15 protein-coding genes are annotated in these 15,781 nt (G+C 72.1%); 8 read left to right on the top strand and 7 right to left on the bottom strand.

Annotated elements, in window-relative coordinates:
- Positions 1 to 13: 13 nt before the first annotated feature.
- From AC0665_RS26025 to AC0665_RS26000, 6 genes are all read right to left on the bottom strand, one after another.
- Complete coding sequence (locus tag AC0665_RS26025) at positions 14 to 1,003, bottom strand: zinc-dependent alcohol dehydrogenase family protein (RefSeq protein ID WP_478607048.1); 990 nt, start codon at positions 1,001 to 1,003, stop codon at positions 14 to 16.
- On the bottom strand, positions 1,000 to 1,824 hold the full coding sequence (locus AC0665_RS26020; RefSeq protein ID WP_478510006.1) for a carbohydrate ABC transporter permease: 825 nt from the start codon (positions 1,822 to 1,824) through the stop codon (positions 1,000 to 1,002). The genes AC0665_RS26025 and AC0665_RS26020 overlap by 4 nt, the downstream gene beginning before the upstream one ends.
- Positions 1,821 to 2,762 (bottom strand): carbohydrate ABC transporter permease, encoded by a 942-nt coding sequence (locus tag AC0665_RS26015; protein ID WP_478705888.1) that lies wholly within the window; start codon positions 2,760 to 2,762, stop codon positions 1,821 to 1,823. Before AC0665_RS26015 ends, AC0665_RS26020 begins: the two co-directional genes overlap by 4 nt.
- A complete protein-coding gene (locus tag AC0665_RS26010) occupies positions 2,759 to 4,132 on the bottom strand; it encodes an ABC transporter substrate-binding protein (protein ID WP_478705887.1) in 1,374 nt (457 codons plus the stop codon). Before AC0665_RS26010 ends, AC0665_RS26015 begins: the two co-directional genes overlap by 4 nt.
- A 78-nt stretch (positions 4,133 to 4,210) precedes the next feature.
- Complete coding sequence (locus AC0665_RS26005; protein ID WP_468410932.1) at positions 4,211 to 4,978, bottom strand: DeoR/GlpR family DNA-binding transcription regulator; 768 nt, start codon at positions 4,976 to 4,978, stop codon at positions 4,211 to 4,213.
- A gap of 313 nt (positions 4,979 to 5,291) precedes the next feature.
- Entirely contained in the window at positions 5,292 to 6,101 is an 810-nt protein-coding gene (locus AC0665_RS26000; RefSeq protein WP_478705886.1) for an NAD-dependent epimerase/dehydratase family protein, read from the bottom strand.
- Between the two features lie 206 nt (positions 6,102 to 6,307).
- Between AC0665_RS26000 and AC0665_RS25995 the strand changes: the two genes are divergently transcribed.
- Together AC0665_RS25995 and AC0665_RS25990 are read left to right on the top strand one after the other, a co-directional pair.
- Positions 6,308 to 7,267 (top strand): 5-dehydro-4-deoxyglucarate dehydratase, encoded by a 960-nt coding sequence (locus AC0665_RS25995; RefSeq protein WP_478607429.1) that lies wholly within the window; start codon positions 6,308 to 6,310, stop codon positions 7,265 to 7,267.
- Positions 7,264 to 8,433, top strand: a complete 1,170-nt coding sequence (locus AC0665_RS25990; protein ID WP_478705885.1) for a hypothetical protein — start codon at positions 7,264 to 7,266, stop codon at positions 8,431 to 8,433. The genes AC0665_RS25995 and AC0665_RS25990 overlap by 4 nt, the downstream gene beginning before the upstream one ends.
- A gap of 167 nt (positions 8,434 to 8,600) precedes the next feature.
- Here the strand turns inward: AC0665_RS25990 and AC0665_RS25985 are convergent, their stop codons facing one another.
- Complete coding sequence (locus tag AC0665_RS25985; RefSeq protein ID WP_478705884.1) at positions 8,601 to 9,080, bottom strand: hypothetical protein; 480 nt, start codon at positions 9,078 to 9,080, stop codon at positions 8,601 to 8,603.
- Positions 9,081 to 9,202: 122 nt separating this feature from the next.
- Between AC0665_RS25985 and AC0665_RS25980 the strand changes: the two genes are divergently transcribed.
- The 6 genes from AC0665_RS25980 (at position 9,203) to AC0665_RS25955 (ending at position 15,738) form a co-directional block, all read left to right on the top strand.
- On the top strand, positions 9,203 to 9,361 hold the full coding sequence (locus AC0665_RS25980; protein WP_351627773.1) for a hypothetical protein: 159 nt from the start codon (positions 9,203 to 9,205) through the stop codon (positions 9,359 to 9,361).
- Positions 9,362 to 9,459: 98 nt separating this feature from the next.
- Complete coding sequence (locus AC0665_RS25975) at positions 9,460 to 10,449, top strand: cupin-like domain-containing protein (RefSeq protein WP_478607030.1); 990 nt, start codon at positions 9,460 to 9,462, stop codon at positions 10,447 to 10,449.
- A complete protein-coding gene (locus AC0665_RS25970) occupies positions 10,439 to 11,755 on the top strand; it encodes an ABC transporter substrate-binding protein (RefSeq protein WP_478705883.1) in 1,317 nt (438 codons plus the stop codon). The genes AC0665_RS25975 and AC0665_RS25970 overlap by 11 nt, the downstream gene beginning before the upstream one ends.
- A complete protein-coding gene (locus tag AC0665_RS25965) occupies positions 11,752 to 12,858 on the top strand; it encodes a HesA/MoeB/ThiF family protein (RefSeq protein WP_478705882.1) in 1,107 nt (368 codons plus the stop codon). Before AC0665_RS25970 ends, AC0665_RS25965 begins: the two co-directional genes overlap by 4 nt.
- The gene (locus tag AC0665_RS25960; protein WP_478607021.1) at positions 12,849 to 14,354 is read left to right on the top strand and encodes a hypothetical protein; all 1,506 of its coding nucleotides are present in this window, start codon (positions 12,849 to 12,851) and stop codon (positions 14,352 to 14,354) included. Before AC0665_RS25965 ends, AC0665_RS25960 begins: the two co-directional genes overlap by 10 nt.
- Positions 14,329 to 15,738 carry a TldD/PmbA family protein gene (locus tag AC0665_RS25955; RefSeq protein ID WP_478705881.1) on the top strand — a complete coding sequence of 470 codons (1,410 nt, stop codon included), beginning with the start codon at positions 14,329 to 14,331 and terminating at the stop codon, positions 15,736 to 15,738. The genes AC0665_RS25960 and AC0665_RS25955 overlap by 26 nt, the downstream gene beginning before the upstream one ends.
- The last annotated feature ends 43 nt before the right edge of the window (positions 15,739 to 15,781 follow it).

Here is a 15,781-nt window from a genome sequence, read left to right as displayed (position 1 = left end):
CACCGGCCCCGCGCTACGGCACGACCACGATCTTCCTGCCGACTCCCGCCGCGAACTGCTCCAGCGCCTGCGGGTAGCGCTCCAGCGGGACGCGGTCGCTGATGAAGACCTCCGGGTCGAGGACCCCGTTCGCGAACAGCTCCGCCGCGCGCTCGAAGCTGTGCAGCACCGCCATCGAGCCGGTGATGGTGATCTCCTGGTTGTAGACGCGGTACGGGTCGATCGTCACGCGGGTCGCGTAGTCGGCCACGCCGAACTGCAGGAACGTGCCCGCCTTCGCCACCCGGTCCAGGCCGTCCTGGATCGCCGCCGCGTTGCCGGTGGCGTCGATGACCAGGTCCCAGCCCTGCGGACGGTCCAGCTCGTCCGGGCTGGCGGCGGCTGCCGAGACGCCGAGACCGCGGGCGGTCTCCAGGCGGGCCGGGTTCACGTCGACGACGTCCACGCTCGCCGCGCCGGTGCGCTTGGCCAGTTCCAGCATCATCAGGCCCATGGTGCCGGAGCCGTAGATCAGCACATGCGCGCCGAGGCGGGACCGCAGGACGTCGTAGCCGCGCACCGCGCAGGACAGCGGCTCCACGAGGGCCGCGTCCTCGGTGCGGACGTGCTCGGGGAGCTTCACGCAGTTCGCCACCGGGGCGAGGGCGTACTGCGCGGCGCCGCCGGCCGTCGTCACGCCGATCGCCGCCCAGCGTTCGCACAGGTTGTTGTGGCCGGTACGGCAGTAGCGGCACTCGTGGCAGTACAGGGACGGGTCGACGGCGACCCGGTCGCCCACCGCCACCTCGGTGACCTGCGAGCCGACGCCGGCCACCTCGCCCGCGAACTCGTGCCCGGGCACGATCGGCAGCTTCGGGGCGAACTCGCCCTGGAGGATGTGCAGATCCGTGCCGCACAGCCCGCAGGCCGCGACCTCCACGACGACCTCGCGCGGCCCCGGCGTCGGGTCCGGGACCTCGGTGACGACGGCCCTGCCCACGGACTCGATGACGGCGGCCTTCATTTCACGGCTCCCAACGACAGGCCCTGGACCAGCTTGTCCTGGGCGGCGAACCCCGCGGCGAGCACCGGCAGGGAGATGACGAGCGACGCGGCGCACACCTTCGCCAGGAACAGGCCCTGGCTGGTGATGAAGCCGGTCAGGAAGACAGGGGCGGTCTCGGCGACCACACCCGTGAGCACCCGGGCGAACAGCAGCTCGTTCCAGCTGAAGATGAAGCAGATCAGGGCGGTGGCGGCGATACCGGGGAGGGAGATCGGGGCGACCACGCGCGCGAGGAGGGTGGGGAGTCGCGCCCCGTCCACCCGCGCCGCCTCGATCACCGCGACCGGGATCTCGGCGAGGAACGACTGCATCATCCACACCGCGATCGGCAGGTTCATGGAGGTGTAGAGGACGACCAGCAGCCAGATGTTGTCGAGCAGACCGGCGTTCTTGGCGAACAGGTAGATCGGCAGCAGGCCCGCCACGGCCGGCAGCATCTTCGTGGACAGGAAGAAGAACAGCACATCGGTCCACTTGCGGACGCGGTTGATCGACAGGGCGTAGGCCGCCGGGAAGGCCAGCAGCAGGACCAGCAGGGTCGACGCCACGGACGCGACGGTGGAGTTGATCAGGGCCGGCCAGGGGCTCGCGCCACCGCCCGCGCCGAAGAACTCGCGGTAGCCGTCCAGGGTCAAGGAGGCCGCGAGGGACGGCGGGTTGGTCGCCGCGTCCGTCTCCGAGTGGAAGGACGTCAGCGCCATCCACGCGATGGGCAGGAAGAACACGATCCCGGCCAGCCAGGCCAGCAGGCCCGTGCCGTTGCGGCGTACGAGGTTCACGCCCGGGACACCTCCTCGCGGAACAGGGACGACACCACGCGCAGGGCGAAGGTCGCGATGACGAGGGAACCGATGACCACCAGCACGCCCGCGGCCGAGGCGAGGCCGTTCTCGTGGGCCTGGTAGAAGCTCTGGTAGACGGTGTAGGGGAGGTTGGCGGTGCCCAGGCCGCCGGACGTGATCGTGAAGACCGCGTCGAAGTTCTGGACGATGTGGATCGAGCCCAGCAGGGCGCCGAGTTCGAGGTAGCGGCGCAGGTGCGGGAGCGTCAGATGGACGAAGATCTGCCAGTCGCTCGCGCCGTCCACCCGGGCCGCCTCGATCTGCTCGTGGTCGCGGCTCTGCAGCCCGGCGAGCAGGATCAGCATCATGAACGGGGTCCACTGCCAGATCAGCGCCGCCTCCACGGCGAGCAGCGGGGTGCTGGAGATCCAGTCGGGCTGTGGGCCGCCCACATAGTGCAACAGCCCGTTGAGCAGGCCGTATTCAGGGTTGTAGAGCACATGTTTCCAGAGCAGGGCGGCCGCGACCGGCACCACCAGGAAGGGCGCGATCAGCAGGGTGCGCACGATGCCCCGGCCCCGGAACCTCCGGTCCAGCAGCAGGGCGAGGGCCAGTCCCAGCACCAGGCCGGCCAGCACCACCGCCACCGTCAGCAGCACGGTCGTCCACACCGAGTGGCGCAGGTCCGGGTCGGTGAGGACCTCCTGGTAGTTGTCGACGCCGGTGAAACGACGGGCGTCGGGATACAGGGAGTTCCAGTCGAAGAACGAGATCACCAGCGTGGCCACGAAGGGCAGCTGGGTGACGACGATCATGAAGATCAGGGCGGGCAGCAGCGGGGCCCGGGTGGCCCAGACGCGCAGCCGGGCGGAGGGGCGCCGGAGCGGGGCGCGGGTGCCGGGCTCGGCCAGGGGGGCCGTCGTCGTGGCGGTCATCGTCCCTCGTACTCCTCGGAGATCTTCTCGGCGAGCGCCTGGGACTTCTTCAGGGCCGACTCGACGGACTGGCGTCCGGCGATGGCCGCGCTGATCTCCTGGGAGACCTTGGTGCCGAGGTCGGTGAACTCGGGGATGCCGACGAACTGGATGCCGGGCGCGGGCCGCGGCTGTACGCCGGGGTCGGTCGGCCGGGCCTGTTCGATGGCCTTCCTGGTCATCTCCTGGAAGGCGCCGGCCTCCTCGCGGTAGTCGGGGTTGGCGTACGTCGACGCCCGCTTGCCGGCCGGGACGTCGGACCAGCCCACCCGGTCGCCGACCAGTTGCTCATAGCCCTTGCCGGACGCCCAGGAGACGAACTTCCAGGCGTTGTCGGGGTTGCGGGAGGCCTTCTGGATGCCCCAGGCCCAGGTGTAGAGCCAGCCGGAGGACTCCGTCTTCTCGACGGGGGCGGGGGCGTAGCCGACCTTGCCCTTGACCGGGGAGTTCGCCGCCTCCAGGGACCCGGCCGCGGAGGTGGCGTCGTACCACATGGCGACCTTGCCCTGGGTCATGTTGTTCAGGCACTCGGCGAAGCCGGCCTGGGCGGCGCCGGACTCGCCGTGCTCGCGCACCAGGCCGACGTAGAACTTCGTCGCCTTCTCGAAGGCGGGGGAGTCCAGCCGTGCTTTCCAGTCCTTGTCGAACCAGGTGCCGCCGAAGGTGTTGACGACGGTGGTGAGCGGGGCCATCACCTCGCCCCAGCCGGGCAGTCCGCGCAGGCAGATGCCCTTCATACCGGGTTCGGCGCCGTCCGCCTTCGCGGCGAGGTCCGCCACCTGCTGCCAGGTGGGGCGGGCCGGCATCGTCAGGCCCCGCTGGTCGAACACGTCCTTGCGGTACATCAGGAACGACGACTCGCCGTAGAAGGGCTGGCCGTAGAGCTTGCCGTCGTCGGCGGTGAGGGACTGGCGCATCGGTTTCAGGACGTCCCGCTCGTCGTAGGCCGGGTCCTCGGCGAGGTAGCCGTTCATCTCGCGCAGCCAGCCGTTGCGGGCGTAGATCGGTATCTCGTAGTTGGACAGCGTGGCGACGTCGTACTGGCCGGCCTGGTTGGCGAAGTCCTGGCTGATCTTGTCGCGGACGTCGTTCTCGGGCAGGACCGTGAAGTTGACCTTGATGCCCGTCTCTTCGGTGAAGTGGGCGCGGGTCAGTTTGCGCAGCTGGACCATCTGCGGGTTGTTGACCATCAGGACGTTGATGGCGTCGCCGCCGGATCCGGCCCCGCCCGCGCCGGCCCAGCAGCCGGAGAGCAGCGGGGCGAGCAGCGTCCCTGCGGCGGCCAGGGCGAGCGGGGCTCGCGGTGGCCGTCGTCGGCTCTGGGTTCGCATGGATCGCTCCTGGAGGTATGGGGAGACAAGGGGCGCAACAGGGCACAGGGGTGCCCCGGGAAGGGGAGCCGGGTGTGCTCAGACGCGGATGACCTGCGGTCCGAGCAGGGAGTGGCGGTGGGCCTCGGAGGCCGGCAGCAGGGTGCTCGTCACGATCGTCTCCAGCACGCCGACCTCGGCGAAGCGGCAGAAGCTGACGGCTCCGAACTTGGTGTGCACGCCCGCGAAGACCACGCGCCGGGCGGCCCGGATCGCCTGGGCCTTGACCTCGCCGACGGCCGGGTCGGGGGTGGTGAGGCCGTGTTCCCGGGAGATGCCGTTGGCGCCGATGTACGCCAGGTCGACGACGAAGCCGGCCAGCATCTTCGTCGTCCAGTGGTCGACGGTGGCGAGGGTGCCGCGCCGCACCCGGCCGCCGAGCAGCAGCACGCTGATGTGCTCGGCCTCGGCGAGGGCGCCCGCGACCGGCAGGGACGCGGTGACCACGGTCAGCGGCCGGTCCCGGGGGAGTGCCTCGGCGATGAGCTGGGGGGTGTAGCCCTCGTCGACGAAGACGGTCTCGGCGTCGCCGAGCAGTTCGGCCGCCGCGGACGCGATCCGGCGCTTCTCGGGGACGTGACTGGTGGCCCGGAAGGCGAGTGTCGTCTCGAAGCCGGCGCTCTCCACGGGGTAGGCGCCGCCGTGGGTGCGGCGGAGCAGACCGTGGTCCTCCAGGAGGCGCAGATCTCGCCGGACGGTCTCCTTGGCCACGTTCAGCTCGGCGGCGAGGACGGTGACGTCGACCGAGCCGTCACGCCGTGCGGCCAGCACGATCTCGCGCCGGCGTTCTTCCCCGGTCCTGGTCATGGCCGTCACCCGCCTTCCTTCCTGCCGCACTGCCCGTTCGGGCCCCCGGCCGGGCCATGGGGAAGTTCTACAGGGGGCGTTCCGCGGTGGCCAGGTCTGTCGCGGGCGTGATCCTGCCCGGGTGTGCCCGTTCGGTCGTGCGGAGGCGCGGAGCGCCACGGGGCGGCTGTGGCCGTCTGCGGGTGCGTGGTGGCTGGTCGCGCGGTTGCCCACGCACTTGGCGGCGCGGCCCGACTGCTTCCGGGCAGTGCCCGGATGCCCGAGCGGGCAAGCCCGTTTGCCGCCCGCCTGCCCTGGTGACGGCTGTGTCCGTTCAGTACGGCCAGATCGGCGGGTCCGTCACGAACTGGCCGCCCAGGTAGGCGTGCGCCTCGTTGCCCTCCTGGAGCTCGCCCTGCTCGGCGATGAGCTTCCCGGCGAACGGCTCGGAGTCGTCCTGCGGCTCGTAGCCGAGCGCCCGGGCGCTGGTGAGGTCCCACCACAGCCGGGTGTTGGCGGAGGAGCCGTGGACGACGGTGTGGCCGACCCGCTCGGCGGTCAGCGCCGCGTGGAAGAGGCGGGCGCCGTCGGCGGGGCTCATCCACACCGAGAGCATGCGCACGCTGGTCGGCTCGGGGAAGCAGGAGCCGATGCGCACCGAGACCGTCTCCAGGCCGTACTTGTCCCAGTAGAGCTGCGCGAGGTCCTCGCCGAAGCACTTGGACAGGCCGTAGAAGGTGTCCGGGCGGCGCGGGGTGTCGACCGGGATGAGGGGGTCGTCGCCCCGGGGGCGCGGGGTGTAGCCGACGGCGTGGTTGGAGGAGGCGAAGACGATCCGGCCCACGCCCTCCTCGCGGGCGGCCTCGTACAGGTGGTAGGTGCCCTCGATGTTCGCCTTGAGGATCTTCTCGAAAGGGGCTTCCAGGGAGATGCCCGCGAGGTGGATGATCGCGTCGACGCCCCGGACCGCCTCCCGCACGGCGTCCCGGTCGGCGAGGTCGGCGGTGATCGCCTCGGGCGCGCCCTCGATCGGGCGCAGGTCCATCAGGCGCAGGTCGTAGCCGTAGTCGGGGAGCAGGTCCCGCATCAGGGTGCCGAGGCCGCCGGCGGCGCCGGTGAGCAGGACGGTGCGGGGAGCGGACATCCCGGGGTCTCCTTGATCGCCGACCGCGTGCACATGAGCGCACGGCATTCATAAGCGTGGACACGCTAAGGATCAGGGCCGGACCCCGTCAAGTGGGGCGCGGAAGGGGTGAATCCGCAGGTGCGTCGCGAGTGGGCGCGCTTGACCGGCCCCGAGGCGGCACCTTAGCGTGGCACTGTTCAGAAATATAGACGCCAATCATGAATATGGAACCGGGAGAGCTTGTGACGTCAGCCCCTCTCGCCGCTCGACTCACCGTCCCCAGCGGGCCGCTGTTCTTCCCGGTCACCGCCTACGGACCCGACGGCTCCGTCGACCTCGACACCTACCGCACCCACGTCCGCCGCGGGGTGGAGGCCGGAGCCGCCGCCGTGTTCGCCTGCTGCGGCACCGGCGAGTTCCACGCGCTGACGCCCGAGGAGTTCGAGGCCTGCGTAGGGGCCGCCGTCGAGGCGACGGAAGGGCGCGTGCCGGTCGTCGCGGGCGCCGGGTACGGCACCGCGCTCGCCGTGCGCTACGCCCGCCTCGCCGAGGCCGCCGGGGCGGACGGCCTGCTGGCCATGCCGCCGTACCTCGTCGTCGCCGGGCAGGAGGGGCTGCTGCGGCATTACCGGGAGGTGGCCGCCGCGACGGCGCTGCCGGTCATCGTCTACCAGCGTGACAACGCCGTGTTCACCCCGGAGACGGTCGTCGCGCTGGCCCGCACGGAAGGCATCATCGGCCTCAAGGACGGGCTCGGCGACCTCGACCTCATGCAGCGCGTCATCAGCGCCGTCCGCACCGAGACCGCGGGCGACTTCCTCTACTTCAACGGCCTGCCGACCGCCGAGCAGACCCAGCTCGCCTACCGCGCCCTCGGCGTCACGCTCTACTCGTCCGCCGTGTTCTGCTTCGCGCCGGAGATCGCCCTCGCCTTCCACGAGGCCCTGCGCACCGGCGACGACGCCACGGCCGACAAACTGCTGGACGGCTTCTACCGCCCGTTCGTCGACCTGCGCGCGCAGGGCCGCGGGTACGCCGTCGCGCTGGTCAAGGCCGGGGTGAGGCTGCGCGGCCTCGACGTCGGGGAGGTGCGGCCCCCGCTGCACGAGCCGGCCGGGGATCATGTCAAGCAGCTCGCCGAAGTGATCGAGCGGGGCTACGCGCTGCTGGAGGAGGCCAAGTGAAGGCATCGGCCTTCGTCTACCCCTGGGACGTCAACGGGGACCCCCGGGCACCCGAGCGGATCGCGGCGCTCGGCGTGGAACAGGTGACACTCGCCGCCGCCTACCACTCCACGCGCGCCCTCACGCCCCGCCACCCGCGGCACCGCGTCGTCACCGCCGAACACGCCGCCGTGCTGTACCCGACGGACGACCGCTGGGCCGGCCGCGAGCTGCGCCCCTACGCGGCCGGCGCATGGGCCCCCGGCGACGCCTTCGGCGAGGCCGCCGGCGCACTCGGCGAGGCCGGTCTCGAGGTGCACACCTGGGTCGTCCTGGCGCACAACTCCCGCCTCGGCGCCGAGCACCCGGACACCTCCGTCGTCAACGCCTACGGCGACCGTTACCCCTGGGCGCCGTGCATCGCGCAGCCCGCCACGCGCACGTACCTGACCGACCTGGCGGCCGAGGCGGCCGTCAGGCCCGGGGCGCGCGGCACCGAGCTGGAGTCCCTCGGCTGGTACGGCCTGCAGCATCTGCACGCCCACGACAAGACCGGCGGTGTCGGCCTCGGGGACGCCGGGCAGTACCTGATGGCGCTGTGCTTCTGCCCGTCCTGCCGGGACGGCTACGGGCGGCACGGCCTGGACGCCGACGAGCTGGCGGTCGCCGTACGGGCCGCGCTGGAGCCGGTGTGGCAGGGCGCCCCCTCCGACGGGGGCTGGCCCGGCATCGAGAAGCTCCTCGGCGAGACCCTCGCGCACACCACGCGCGCCTACCGCGACGAAACCGCCCGCACCCTCCAGGAGCGGGCCGTCGCCGCGGTCCGGGCGGCGGCGCCGGAGGGCTTCCAGGTGCTGCTGCACGCCGACCCGGTCTCGTACCACGTCGGCGCCAACCCCGGAGTCGACCCGGCGCACATCCTGTCCGTCGTGGACGGTGTGGTCGTGCCCTGCGCGGGCGGCACCGGCACGCTGACGCCGTTCGCACGGCAGGGCCGCCGGGACGCCGTCATCGCGGCCAACTTCACCGTCGTCGCCGGGATGGGCGGCAGCCCCGGCACCCTCGCCGCCGACGCGACCCGGGCACGGGAGCTCGGCGCCACGGAACTGCGGCTCTATCACGCCGGTCTGGCGTCCGACGAGGACCTGACGGTCGCGGCACAGGCGCTGCGCACGCTGAAGGCCTGACGGCCGGGCTCCGAAACGGCCGGGGCCGGGCGGTCCGGGGTCAGGGCGTGCGCGTGACGCGTCGCCCGTCCCGCCCCGGCTCGGACGTTCCGTGTACCCGGTCTGCCGAGGCGGTGCTGGAGGCTTTCGTCGGCCTGTGCGGGGGGCCGTGGCGGGTGGCGGTCCGGTCAGTGCGTGCGCGGCGGCGCGCCGTTCGTCGCGCCCCGGCTCGGACCGGTTCCCTGTACCCGGTCCGCCGAGGTGGTGCTGGCGGTACCGGAGGTCGTCGGCCCGCGCTCGGCTCCAACGCCGGTGCGGGTCCAGGTGGCCGCGCACACGCCGGTGCGTCCGCCGCGCAGCCACATCCGGGTGTCCTGCTCCCCGGGCGGTCCAGGTGGCGTCCAGTCCGTCAACAGGCCCTGCTGTGTGGGGAGTTCACCGGCCGTAAAATGCAACAGGGCCTTTTTCAACGTCTGTTGGGATCGGTCAACGTCACGGACGAACCCTCCGTGACGAAAATGGGTGACGTCAGCGAACGGAGCCATCCGTTCGCGGTGCTCGATAGCTGAAAGGGCATTCTCGCGATCTTTCCCCGGTCGTGGCAACTTCAACCGGATCGGCGAGCCATGTCTTCTTTTTTGGTCACCGGCAGTGGGAGAATCGGCCATTCCGTCGCCATGGTATTGGTGTCGCAGACATGGAATCCAGTCGTCGTCTAAGTTCCTTCACACCGGGGTCTGGTACTGACCCGGCGTCCAGTGACATTCGTGCGACGAGAAATGGGGAACCCATGGAGAAGACGCGGAAGGTCGAAAGCGCCAAGAATGCCGAACTGACCCCGAAGCCGGTTCAGGAGCAGGACCGGGTGAGCGCGCGGGAGAGCATCGAGCTGCGCATCACCGACCTGAGCAGCCCGGCGATGGTGGCGGGTCTCGCCCGCCGCTGCTGATTTCGGGACCGTGCGTCCGCTGCGGGGAGTTCCACTTCCCGCAGCGGATGTGCGGACGTCGCCCGGTAACCGGTTCAGCTATCCGAGGAGCGTCGCGCGTGGCACCCATTACGCCCACACCCCTGCGTGTGCTGGACGGTTCGGCCGTCACCACGCTGGAGGACATCGACGGGCCGGTGGTCATCCGCGGCCTCCAGGACGAATGGCCGGCGCGCAAACTCTGGACCGCGGACCATTTCCGCCGCCAGTACGGCAAAATTCGGGTCCCGGTACGCGAGTACCCGGCCGGATCCGAATACGAATACACCGTTTCCGACGACGGGCTGGCCGAATTCCTGGAGTATTGGGAGAAAATCCCGGCGGACGGCTCTCTCGCTCGAGACCGGCGGTATCTGGCCGAATGGAACTTCGTTCGCGACTGCCCCGGACTCCTCGACGACTTCAGCATTCCCGAACTCTTCTCCGACGACTGGATCGACCGGCTCCCGGAACAGGTCCGCTTCGGAAGAATGTGGATCTTCTTCGGTGAGCCCGGCTGCTCGACCGGACTGCACTGCGACACCTTCTCCACCAGTGCCTGGCTGGCCGTCCTCGACGGCAGCAAGGAACTGCGCCTGGTGACCCCCGAGGCGGGACGGGCCCTGCGCGCCGACGACAGCCTGTGGTCCGAGCGCACCCATGACGAGGTGCTGCGCAAAACCGCCGACCCGCTGTACGAGGTGACCCTGCGCGCAGGCGACACGCTCTACATCCCCGGTGACTGGTACCACGAGGTCCGCAACCCCGAACGCAACCTCATGCTCACCGCCAACTTCGTCGAGGAGCGCAAACTCCTGTCGTTCCTGGCACAGTTCGAGACGCGCCTCACCGAGCCGCTCTCCGTCCTGAGGCAGGCGCGCAACGCCCAGGTCCGCGCCTGGGCCGACGGCGCGGGCCGCCACGACGAACTGGCGCAGGCGGAGTTCCGTGCCCGACAGCTGGAATGGGTGCGCGGCATGACCGGTGAACTGCGCGAGTACGAGCGGGCCCTGCTGGACTGGGACACCAAGGACACCGGTGCGACGGAGGCGCCGAGCGGTGAGCGCTGAACCCGCCACGTGCGTGGCGGCGTTCGACTCCATGCCGGGCACGCTGGACCAGCCCGGCTGGTGCGACCACAGCGGGCTGCAAGTCGCCGCCCTGACCACGCGCCCCCTCGTCGCCCCCGGGCCGCACGGGCCCGAGCCCATGGGAGCCCGGTCCTACGACAGCTCCGCGGACGGACGCCGCCACGACTTCGCCCTGCGCCCCGGTGCCCACTGGGCCGACGGAAGCCCGGTCACGGCCGACGATTACGTGCGGGCTCTGGACCGCGCGGCCGCCTCGGCCACCGTCACCGGCTACTGGCTGCGCCACGTCGAACAGGTCGGCGGCAGAGGGGACCACCTGCACGTACGGCTGAGGGAACCCGACCACGGCTTCCCCCAGCTGACCTCACTGCCGGCACTCGCCCCCTACCGGGGGCGGAACGATGGAGTCGGCCGGTACCGGATCGTGCGCACCGCGCCGCGCACGATCGTCCTCGACAGGACCCCGCACACCGACAGCGGTCCCTCCCGGGTGGTGCTGCGCCGGGTGAAGAGCCCTGAGCGCAACCTGGAGGGTTTCACGGCCGGGCGCCTCGACGTCACCTCCGACACCGCCTTCCCGCTGCACCGGGTCGCCGAGTTCGCCGGTCATCCGTCGCTGCGGGTGCGCCGGACCGGCATCGTCGTGGCGCTGTGCTTCGAGGGCGAACTGCTGCGACCGGAGGCCGAGCAGGACCGCCACGCCATCCGCGACGCGCTCACCGCCCCCGGCACCGGCGCCCTGCTGCCCGCCCCGCTGCTCCCGCGGCAGGGGTTCCTGCCCGTAGGGGACTTCGACCGGGCGCTCCGCGATGCCGTGCGAGGCCAGGCCCCCGCAACCGCACCCCCACCCCCTTCACGAACCCCGGCCCGCGCCCGCTACCGGCTGGCCTACGACACGTACTACCCCAACCGCGAACTCGCCCGCGCCGCAGCGCGGATGCTGGCGGCCGCGGGCATCCGGGCCGAACTCGTACCCGACCGGTACGAGAACCGTTCCCGTCCCGCCGACCTGCGCCTCAACCTCTTCCGGGGCCTGCGCTCCGACCCGCTCGGCGTCCACCGGGGCCTGGTCTTCCTCGAAGCGCTGCGGACCCATGACGCGCTCCAGACCTATCTGGACGTGCTGCGGGCCTACGACAGCGCCCCGCAGACACCCGGCTCCCTGGACGCGGCCGTGGCGGAACTGGACGGCATCCTCGCCCGCCACAGTCTCTGCGTTCCCCTCGCCGAAGTCCCGGGCATCTTCCTCGCCCGGCAGCCGAAGGCCCCCTGGGAGTGGTCATGACGAACCAGCCTGTGACCGGCGGGCCGCCGGCCGGCGGACCCGGGACCGGCCGGACACCGGCCCCCTCACCGCGGCACACCACGCCGTCCGCGCTGCGCCTGCGGTTCCCCGCCGGTGTCATGCTGCGCGCGGGCACGAACCTCGCCGCCGGAGACGCCGGCCGGCTGCTGGTGCTCGGCGAGCGGGGCTTCAGCGTCGAAGGGGCGGACCGCACGCTGCGCGAGTGGGCCGCACAGCTCACCGAGGGGCTGCGCTGGCCCGTGTCCGGCGCGGCGCTCACCCCGGGGCAGGAGACCCTGCTGGCGGCGTTCGCCGCCCGCGACCTGCTCGTGCCGCTCCCGCGTGCCGACACCGTCGACGCGCACACCAAACAGCGCCGCTGGCTCGCGCACACCGGTACCGACCCCGACGCGGCCCAGGAACGGATCGGCCGGCACCAGGCCGTCGTCGTGGGCTGCGGCGGCACCGGGGCGATCGTCGCCACCCACCTGTGCGCCATGGGGGTGCGCAGGCTGCTGCTGGTCGATCACGACGTGGTCGAAGTGACCAACTTCAACCGGCAGTTCACCTACCGGCAGGCCGACCTCGGCCGGCCCAAGGCACAGGCCCTGCGGGACTTCCTGCTGGAGCGCCACCCGCAGGCGGACATCACCACCGCGCCGGTCTTCGTCGACCGGGACACGATCGACGGCCTCGCGCCGTCCGGCCCCGGCGAGTGGACCCTGTTCTGCTGCGCGGACCGGCCGGTCGGCACCCTGGCCGCCCTTCTCGCCGCATTCGCCCGGGACAGGGGCGGCTCGGTGCTCTTCGCGGCGGCGGGGCTCGACGAGGCCGCCGTGGGACCGCTGCTGAGGCCGCAGGACACCGCCGCGCACCGTGCCTTCGCCCAGGAGATGGAAGCCGTGGCCGCTGTCGCCCGCAGCGCGATCGCCGATCCGATCATGAGCGCCTCGGTCGCCCCGGTGAACACCGTCACCGCGGCCTGGATGGCCGGCGAGTGGCTGAACGGCGTGATCCTGGAACGGCCCACGCGCTCCCTGAACGCCCGGTTCGTCGTGGACCTGGGGAACTCGTCGACGTATGAGGAGACAACGTGGCGTTGAACAGCTCCCCGCCCGCGCAGGGCCTGACCCTTCACGTCCGGCACCGGCGGGAGGACGGCCCGCTGTCCGAACGGGCATGGCACCTGCGTGAGGTCTTCGGCGTGGAGACCGCCGAGGAGACGGTGGCCCTCGAGCCCGTCACCGTCGCGCCCCGCGGCATCACCCTGATCACCGGGTTCAGCGGCACCGGCAAATCGAGCCTGCTGCGCGAACTGTGCCGCCACACCGAGGTGCGCACCGTCGCGGACCTCCCGCCGATCGGTCCCACGGACCGGGTCGTCGATCTCTTCGACAGCGACGTCGAGGAGACGGTCTCCTGGCTCGGCAGGTTCGGCCTCGGCGAACCCCGCCTGATGATGTCCCGGCCCGAGCACCTGTCCGACGGGCAGTTCCACCGGCTCACCCTGGCCCGCCTCGCCCACGGCGGACGAGGACTCATCGCGGTGGACGAGTTCTGCTCCAACCTCGACCGCACCACGGCCAAGGTCATCGCCCACAACTTCCAGCGGGCCTGCCGCTTCCTGGACATCGACGCCGTGGTCGCCACCGCCCACGAGGATCTGCACGACTTCCTCTGCCCGGACGACCACATCCGCCTCGACTTCGACGGCACGGTCGGCCGCACCACAGGCGCCCACGAGCCCGGCGAGCGCGTCGAGCGGTGGATCGAGGAGGAGTTCACCGAAAGCGCGGGAGAGCGCGCCGACTACGAACGGCTGGCCGACTACCACTACCGCGCCGAGGACGAACGGTGGATCGACTGGGAGAACCTCGTCACCGAGGTGCGCACCGTCCGCGTGCGCGGCCTGCTCGTCGCCGTGAAGGTCTTCTGCCGGCCCTTCCCCCGCGAGTTCGAGGCCCTGCCCACGCTGCGCCGGATCAACGAGTCCGTCCTGTGCCAGGAACGTGTCATCGTCCACCCCGCCTTCCGCGGGCTCTCCCTGAACGGGCGCATGTGGCCGGGGACGGAACCGGGCTCCGTACCGCGACAGCGCATCCTGTTCGCACAGTCGGCGCTGGGCCGGCTCTTCCCGTTCCACCTCCGCGCCGGCTACCGGCGGGTCGGGCACCCCTCCGAGACACCGGCCCCGGAACAGCTCGACCTCGCCGACGTGCTGCGCCGCCACGACCCCGGCATCAACCCCAACTCCACGAAGGCCATCGCCGCCCTGCTGCGCACCGTCCCGGCCGGCACGCTGGCGGAGATCCGGGCCGCGGCCGCCGCTGCCTTCGACCTCGCCACCCGGCGGCAGATCGTCTTCCTGGCGGAGCTGGCCGGCGCCGACGTACGCCAGGAGGACCTCGCCTTCGTGAGCCGGGCCTCCGCCGACGCGGCGCATGCGGCGGATCCGGAATCCCTGGCAGTGATGGTGGAAACGGCGACCCCCTACCGGATGGCGGGCTTCGTCCGCGCATGGTCCCCCGAGCACGGATGGCGCGTGGCAGCCCATGGAAGCGATGATCACACCGGTGCCCTCGCGACCGCCCACCGCTGATCGAGGCGGTGCCGGTGCGCCCGGCGCCCCTCCCGGCCTGGCGGAGCTGGCCGAGCGGCTGCGGGAGACGGAGGACAGGGCCGGGGTCCGGATCGACCTCTTCGCCGAGCGGGTGCGCGGCGCCGAGTGCTTCGTCCCGGACGGCGGGACCGTCACCGGTGAGCCGTACGAGCAGGTCGGCTTCGCCGTGCGGGTACGCCACCGTGACGGCGAGGGATACGTCGGCCTGAACAGCCTGTCCGGCGAAGCGCTCCGGCTCGGGCTGCGCACCGCCGCCGACCGTGCCGGGGCCACATGGTCCGGCACCGACGACCTGGCCGCCACGGTGCTGCGGGCCACCGGCCTGCTTCGGTCACACGGCACCGGGGCGGCCCCCGCGCCGTCGGCTCAGCTGCTGCGCGCCGCCCGCTCGGCGGCTGTACGCGCCGCACACGGCACCGCCTCGGTGTCCGTCTCGTACGCGGGAGCCGACCGGGCCTTCCTCCGGCTCGGACCGGGGCTCGCCCACCTGGAGCCGGCGCAGCGACGGCACCTGGTGTCCTGCCGGGCCGTCACCGACGGCACGGGCGGCCCGGTGGTCGGATACCGCAAGGCCGGAGTCCGCGACCTCGCCGTCTGGGAAACCGGTCTCGACATCGTCCGCGTCGGGCGGGACGCGGGCCGCGCCGCCGCGGCCAAGACGACGGCCCGGCCCGTCGCCGAGCGGAACGTCACGCTCGTCATCGCCGCCGGGGCCAGCGGCGTCCTCGTCCACGAACTCCTCGGGCACCCGCTGGAGGGCGACGTCGCCGCCGGCCGGCTGGCCGGGGTGGCCTGGCGCGAGGGCGAGCGGATCGGCCCGGACGGGCTGCACCTGACCGACGACCCGGGGCTGTCCGGCGGCTGGGGCGGTTTCACCCACGACGACGAAGGCACCTCCGCCCGGTCGCAACACCTGGTCCGGGACGGCACGGTGACGGCCTTCCTCGACGCCGCCGGACGCCGGCGCAGGCAGTCGTTCCGGCACCCGCCCGCGACCCGCATGAGCAATGTGTACGTGGCGCCGGGCCCGGACGACCCGGCCGCTCTGACGGCGTCCGTCGACCACGGCTTCCACGTCGCCCGGCTGGGCGGCGGACGCGTGCACGCGGACGGCACGTTCGCGTTCGGCGCGGTGGACGTCCGCCGTATCCGGCACGGTGTGGTCGCCGAGCCGGTGTCCGACGCCGTCGTCACCGGACACGTCACGGCCGCGCTGGCCGCGATCCGCGGTATCGGCGACGACTTCGCCATGGGGAGCCCGGCCGCCTGCGTCAAGTACGGCCAGGAGGTCCCCGTGGGAGACGGCGGACCCACGCTGCTCGTGACCGGCGTCGACATCGAGCCCGCCGGACCCGCGTCCTGACGACCCCGCACGGCTTCGGCCGTCGAACGCCCACCCACCGCAC

This window comes from Streptomyces sp. NPDC043685 (assembly GCF_056436585.1).
This window is presented reverse-complemented; position numbering and strand designations above follow the sequence as displayed.

Excerpts from the sequence above, each read along its gene's own strand:
- AC0665_RS26025 (WP_478607048.1), bottom strand. The coding sequence starts at position 1,003 with ATGAAGGCCGCCGTCATCGAGTCCGTGGGCAGGGCCGTCGTCACCGAG.
- AC0665_RS26015 (WP_478705888.1), bottom strand. The coding sequence starts at position 2,762 with ATGACCGCCACGACGACGGCCCCCCTGGCCGAGCCCGGCACCCGCGCC.
- AC0665_RS26010 (WP_478705887.1), bottom strand. The coding sequence starts at position 4,132 with ATGCGAACCCAGAGCCGACGACGGCCACCGCGAGCCCCGCTCGCCCTG.
- AC0665_RS26005 (WP_468410932.1), bottom strand. The coding sequence starts at position 4,978 with ATGACCAGGACCGGGGAAGAACGCCGGCGCGAGATCGTGCTGGCCGCA.
- AC0665_RS26000 (WP_478705886.1), bottom strand. The coding sequence starts at position 6,101 with ATGTCCGCTCCCCGCACCGTCCTGCTCACCGGCGCCGCCGGCGGCCTC.
- AC0665_RS25995 (WP_478607429.1), top strand. The coding sequence starts at position 6,308 with ATGGAACCGGGAGAGCTTGTGACGTCAGCCCCTCTCGCCGCTCGACTC.
- AC0665_RS25985 (WP_478705884.1), bottom strand. The coding sequence starts at position 9,080 with ATGGCCGATTCTCCCACTGCCGGTGACCAAAAAAGAAGACATGGCTCG.
- AC0665_RS25980 (WP_351627773.1), top strand. The coding sequence starts at position 9,203 with ATGGAGAAGACGCGGAAGGTCGAAAGCGCCAAGAATGCCGAACTGACC.
- AC0665_RS25965 (WP_478705882.1), top strand. The coding sequence starts at position 11,752 with ATGACGAACCAGCCTGTGACCGGCGGGCCGCCGGCCGGCGGACCCGGG.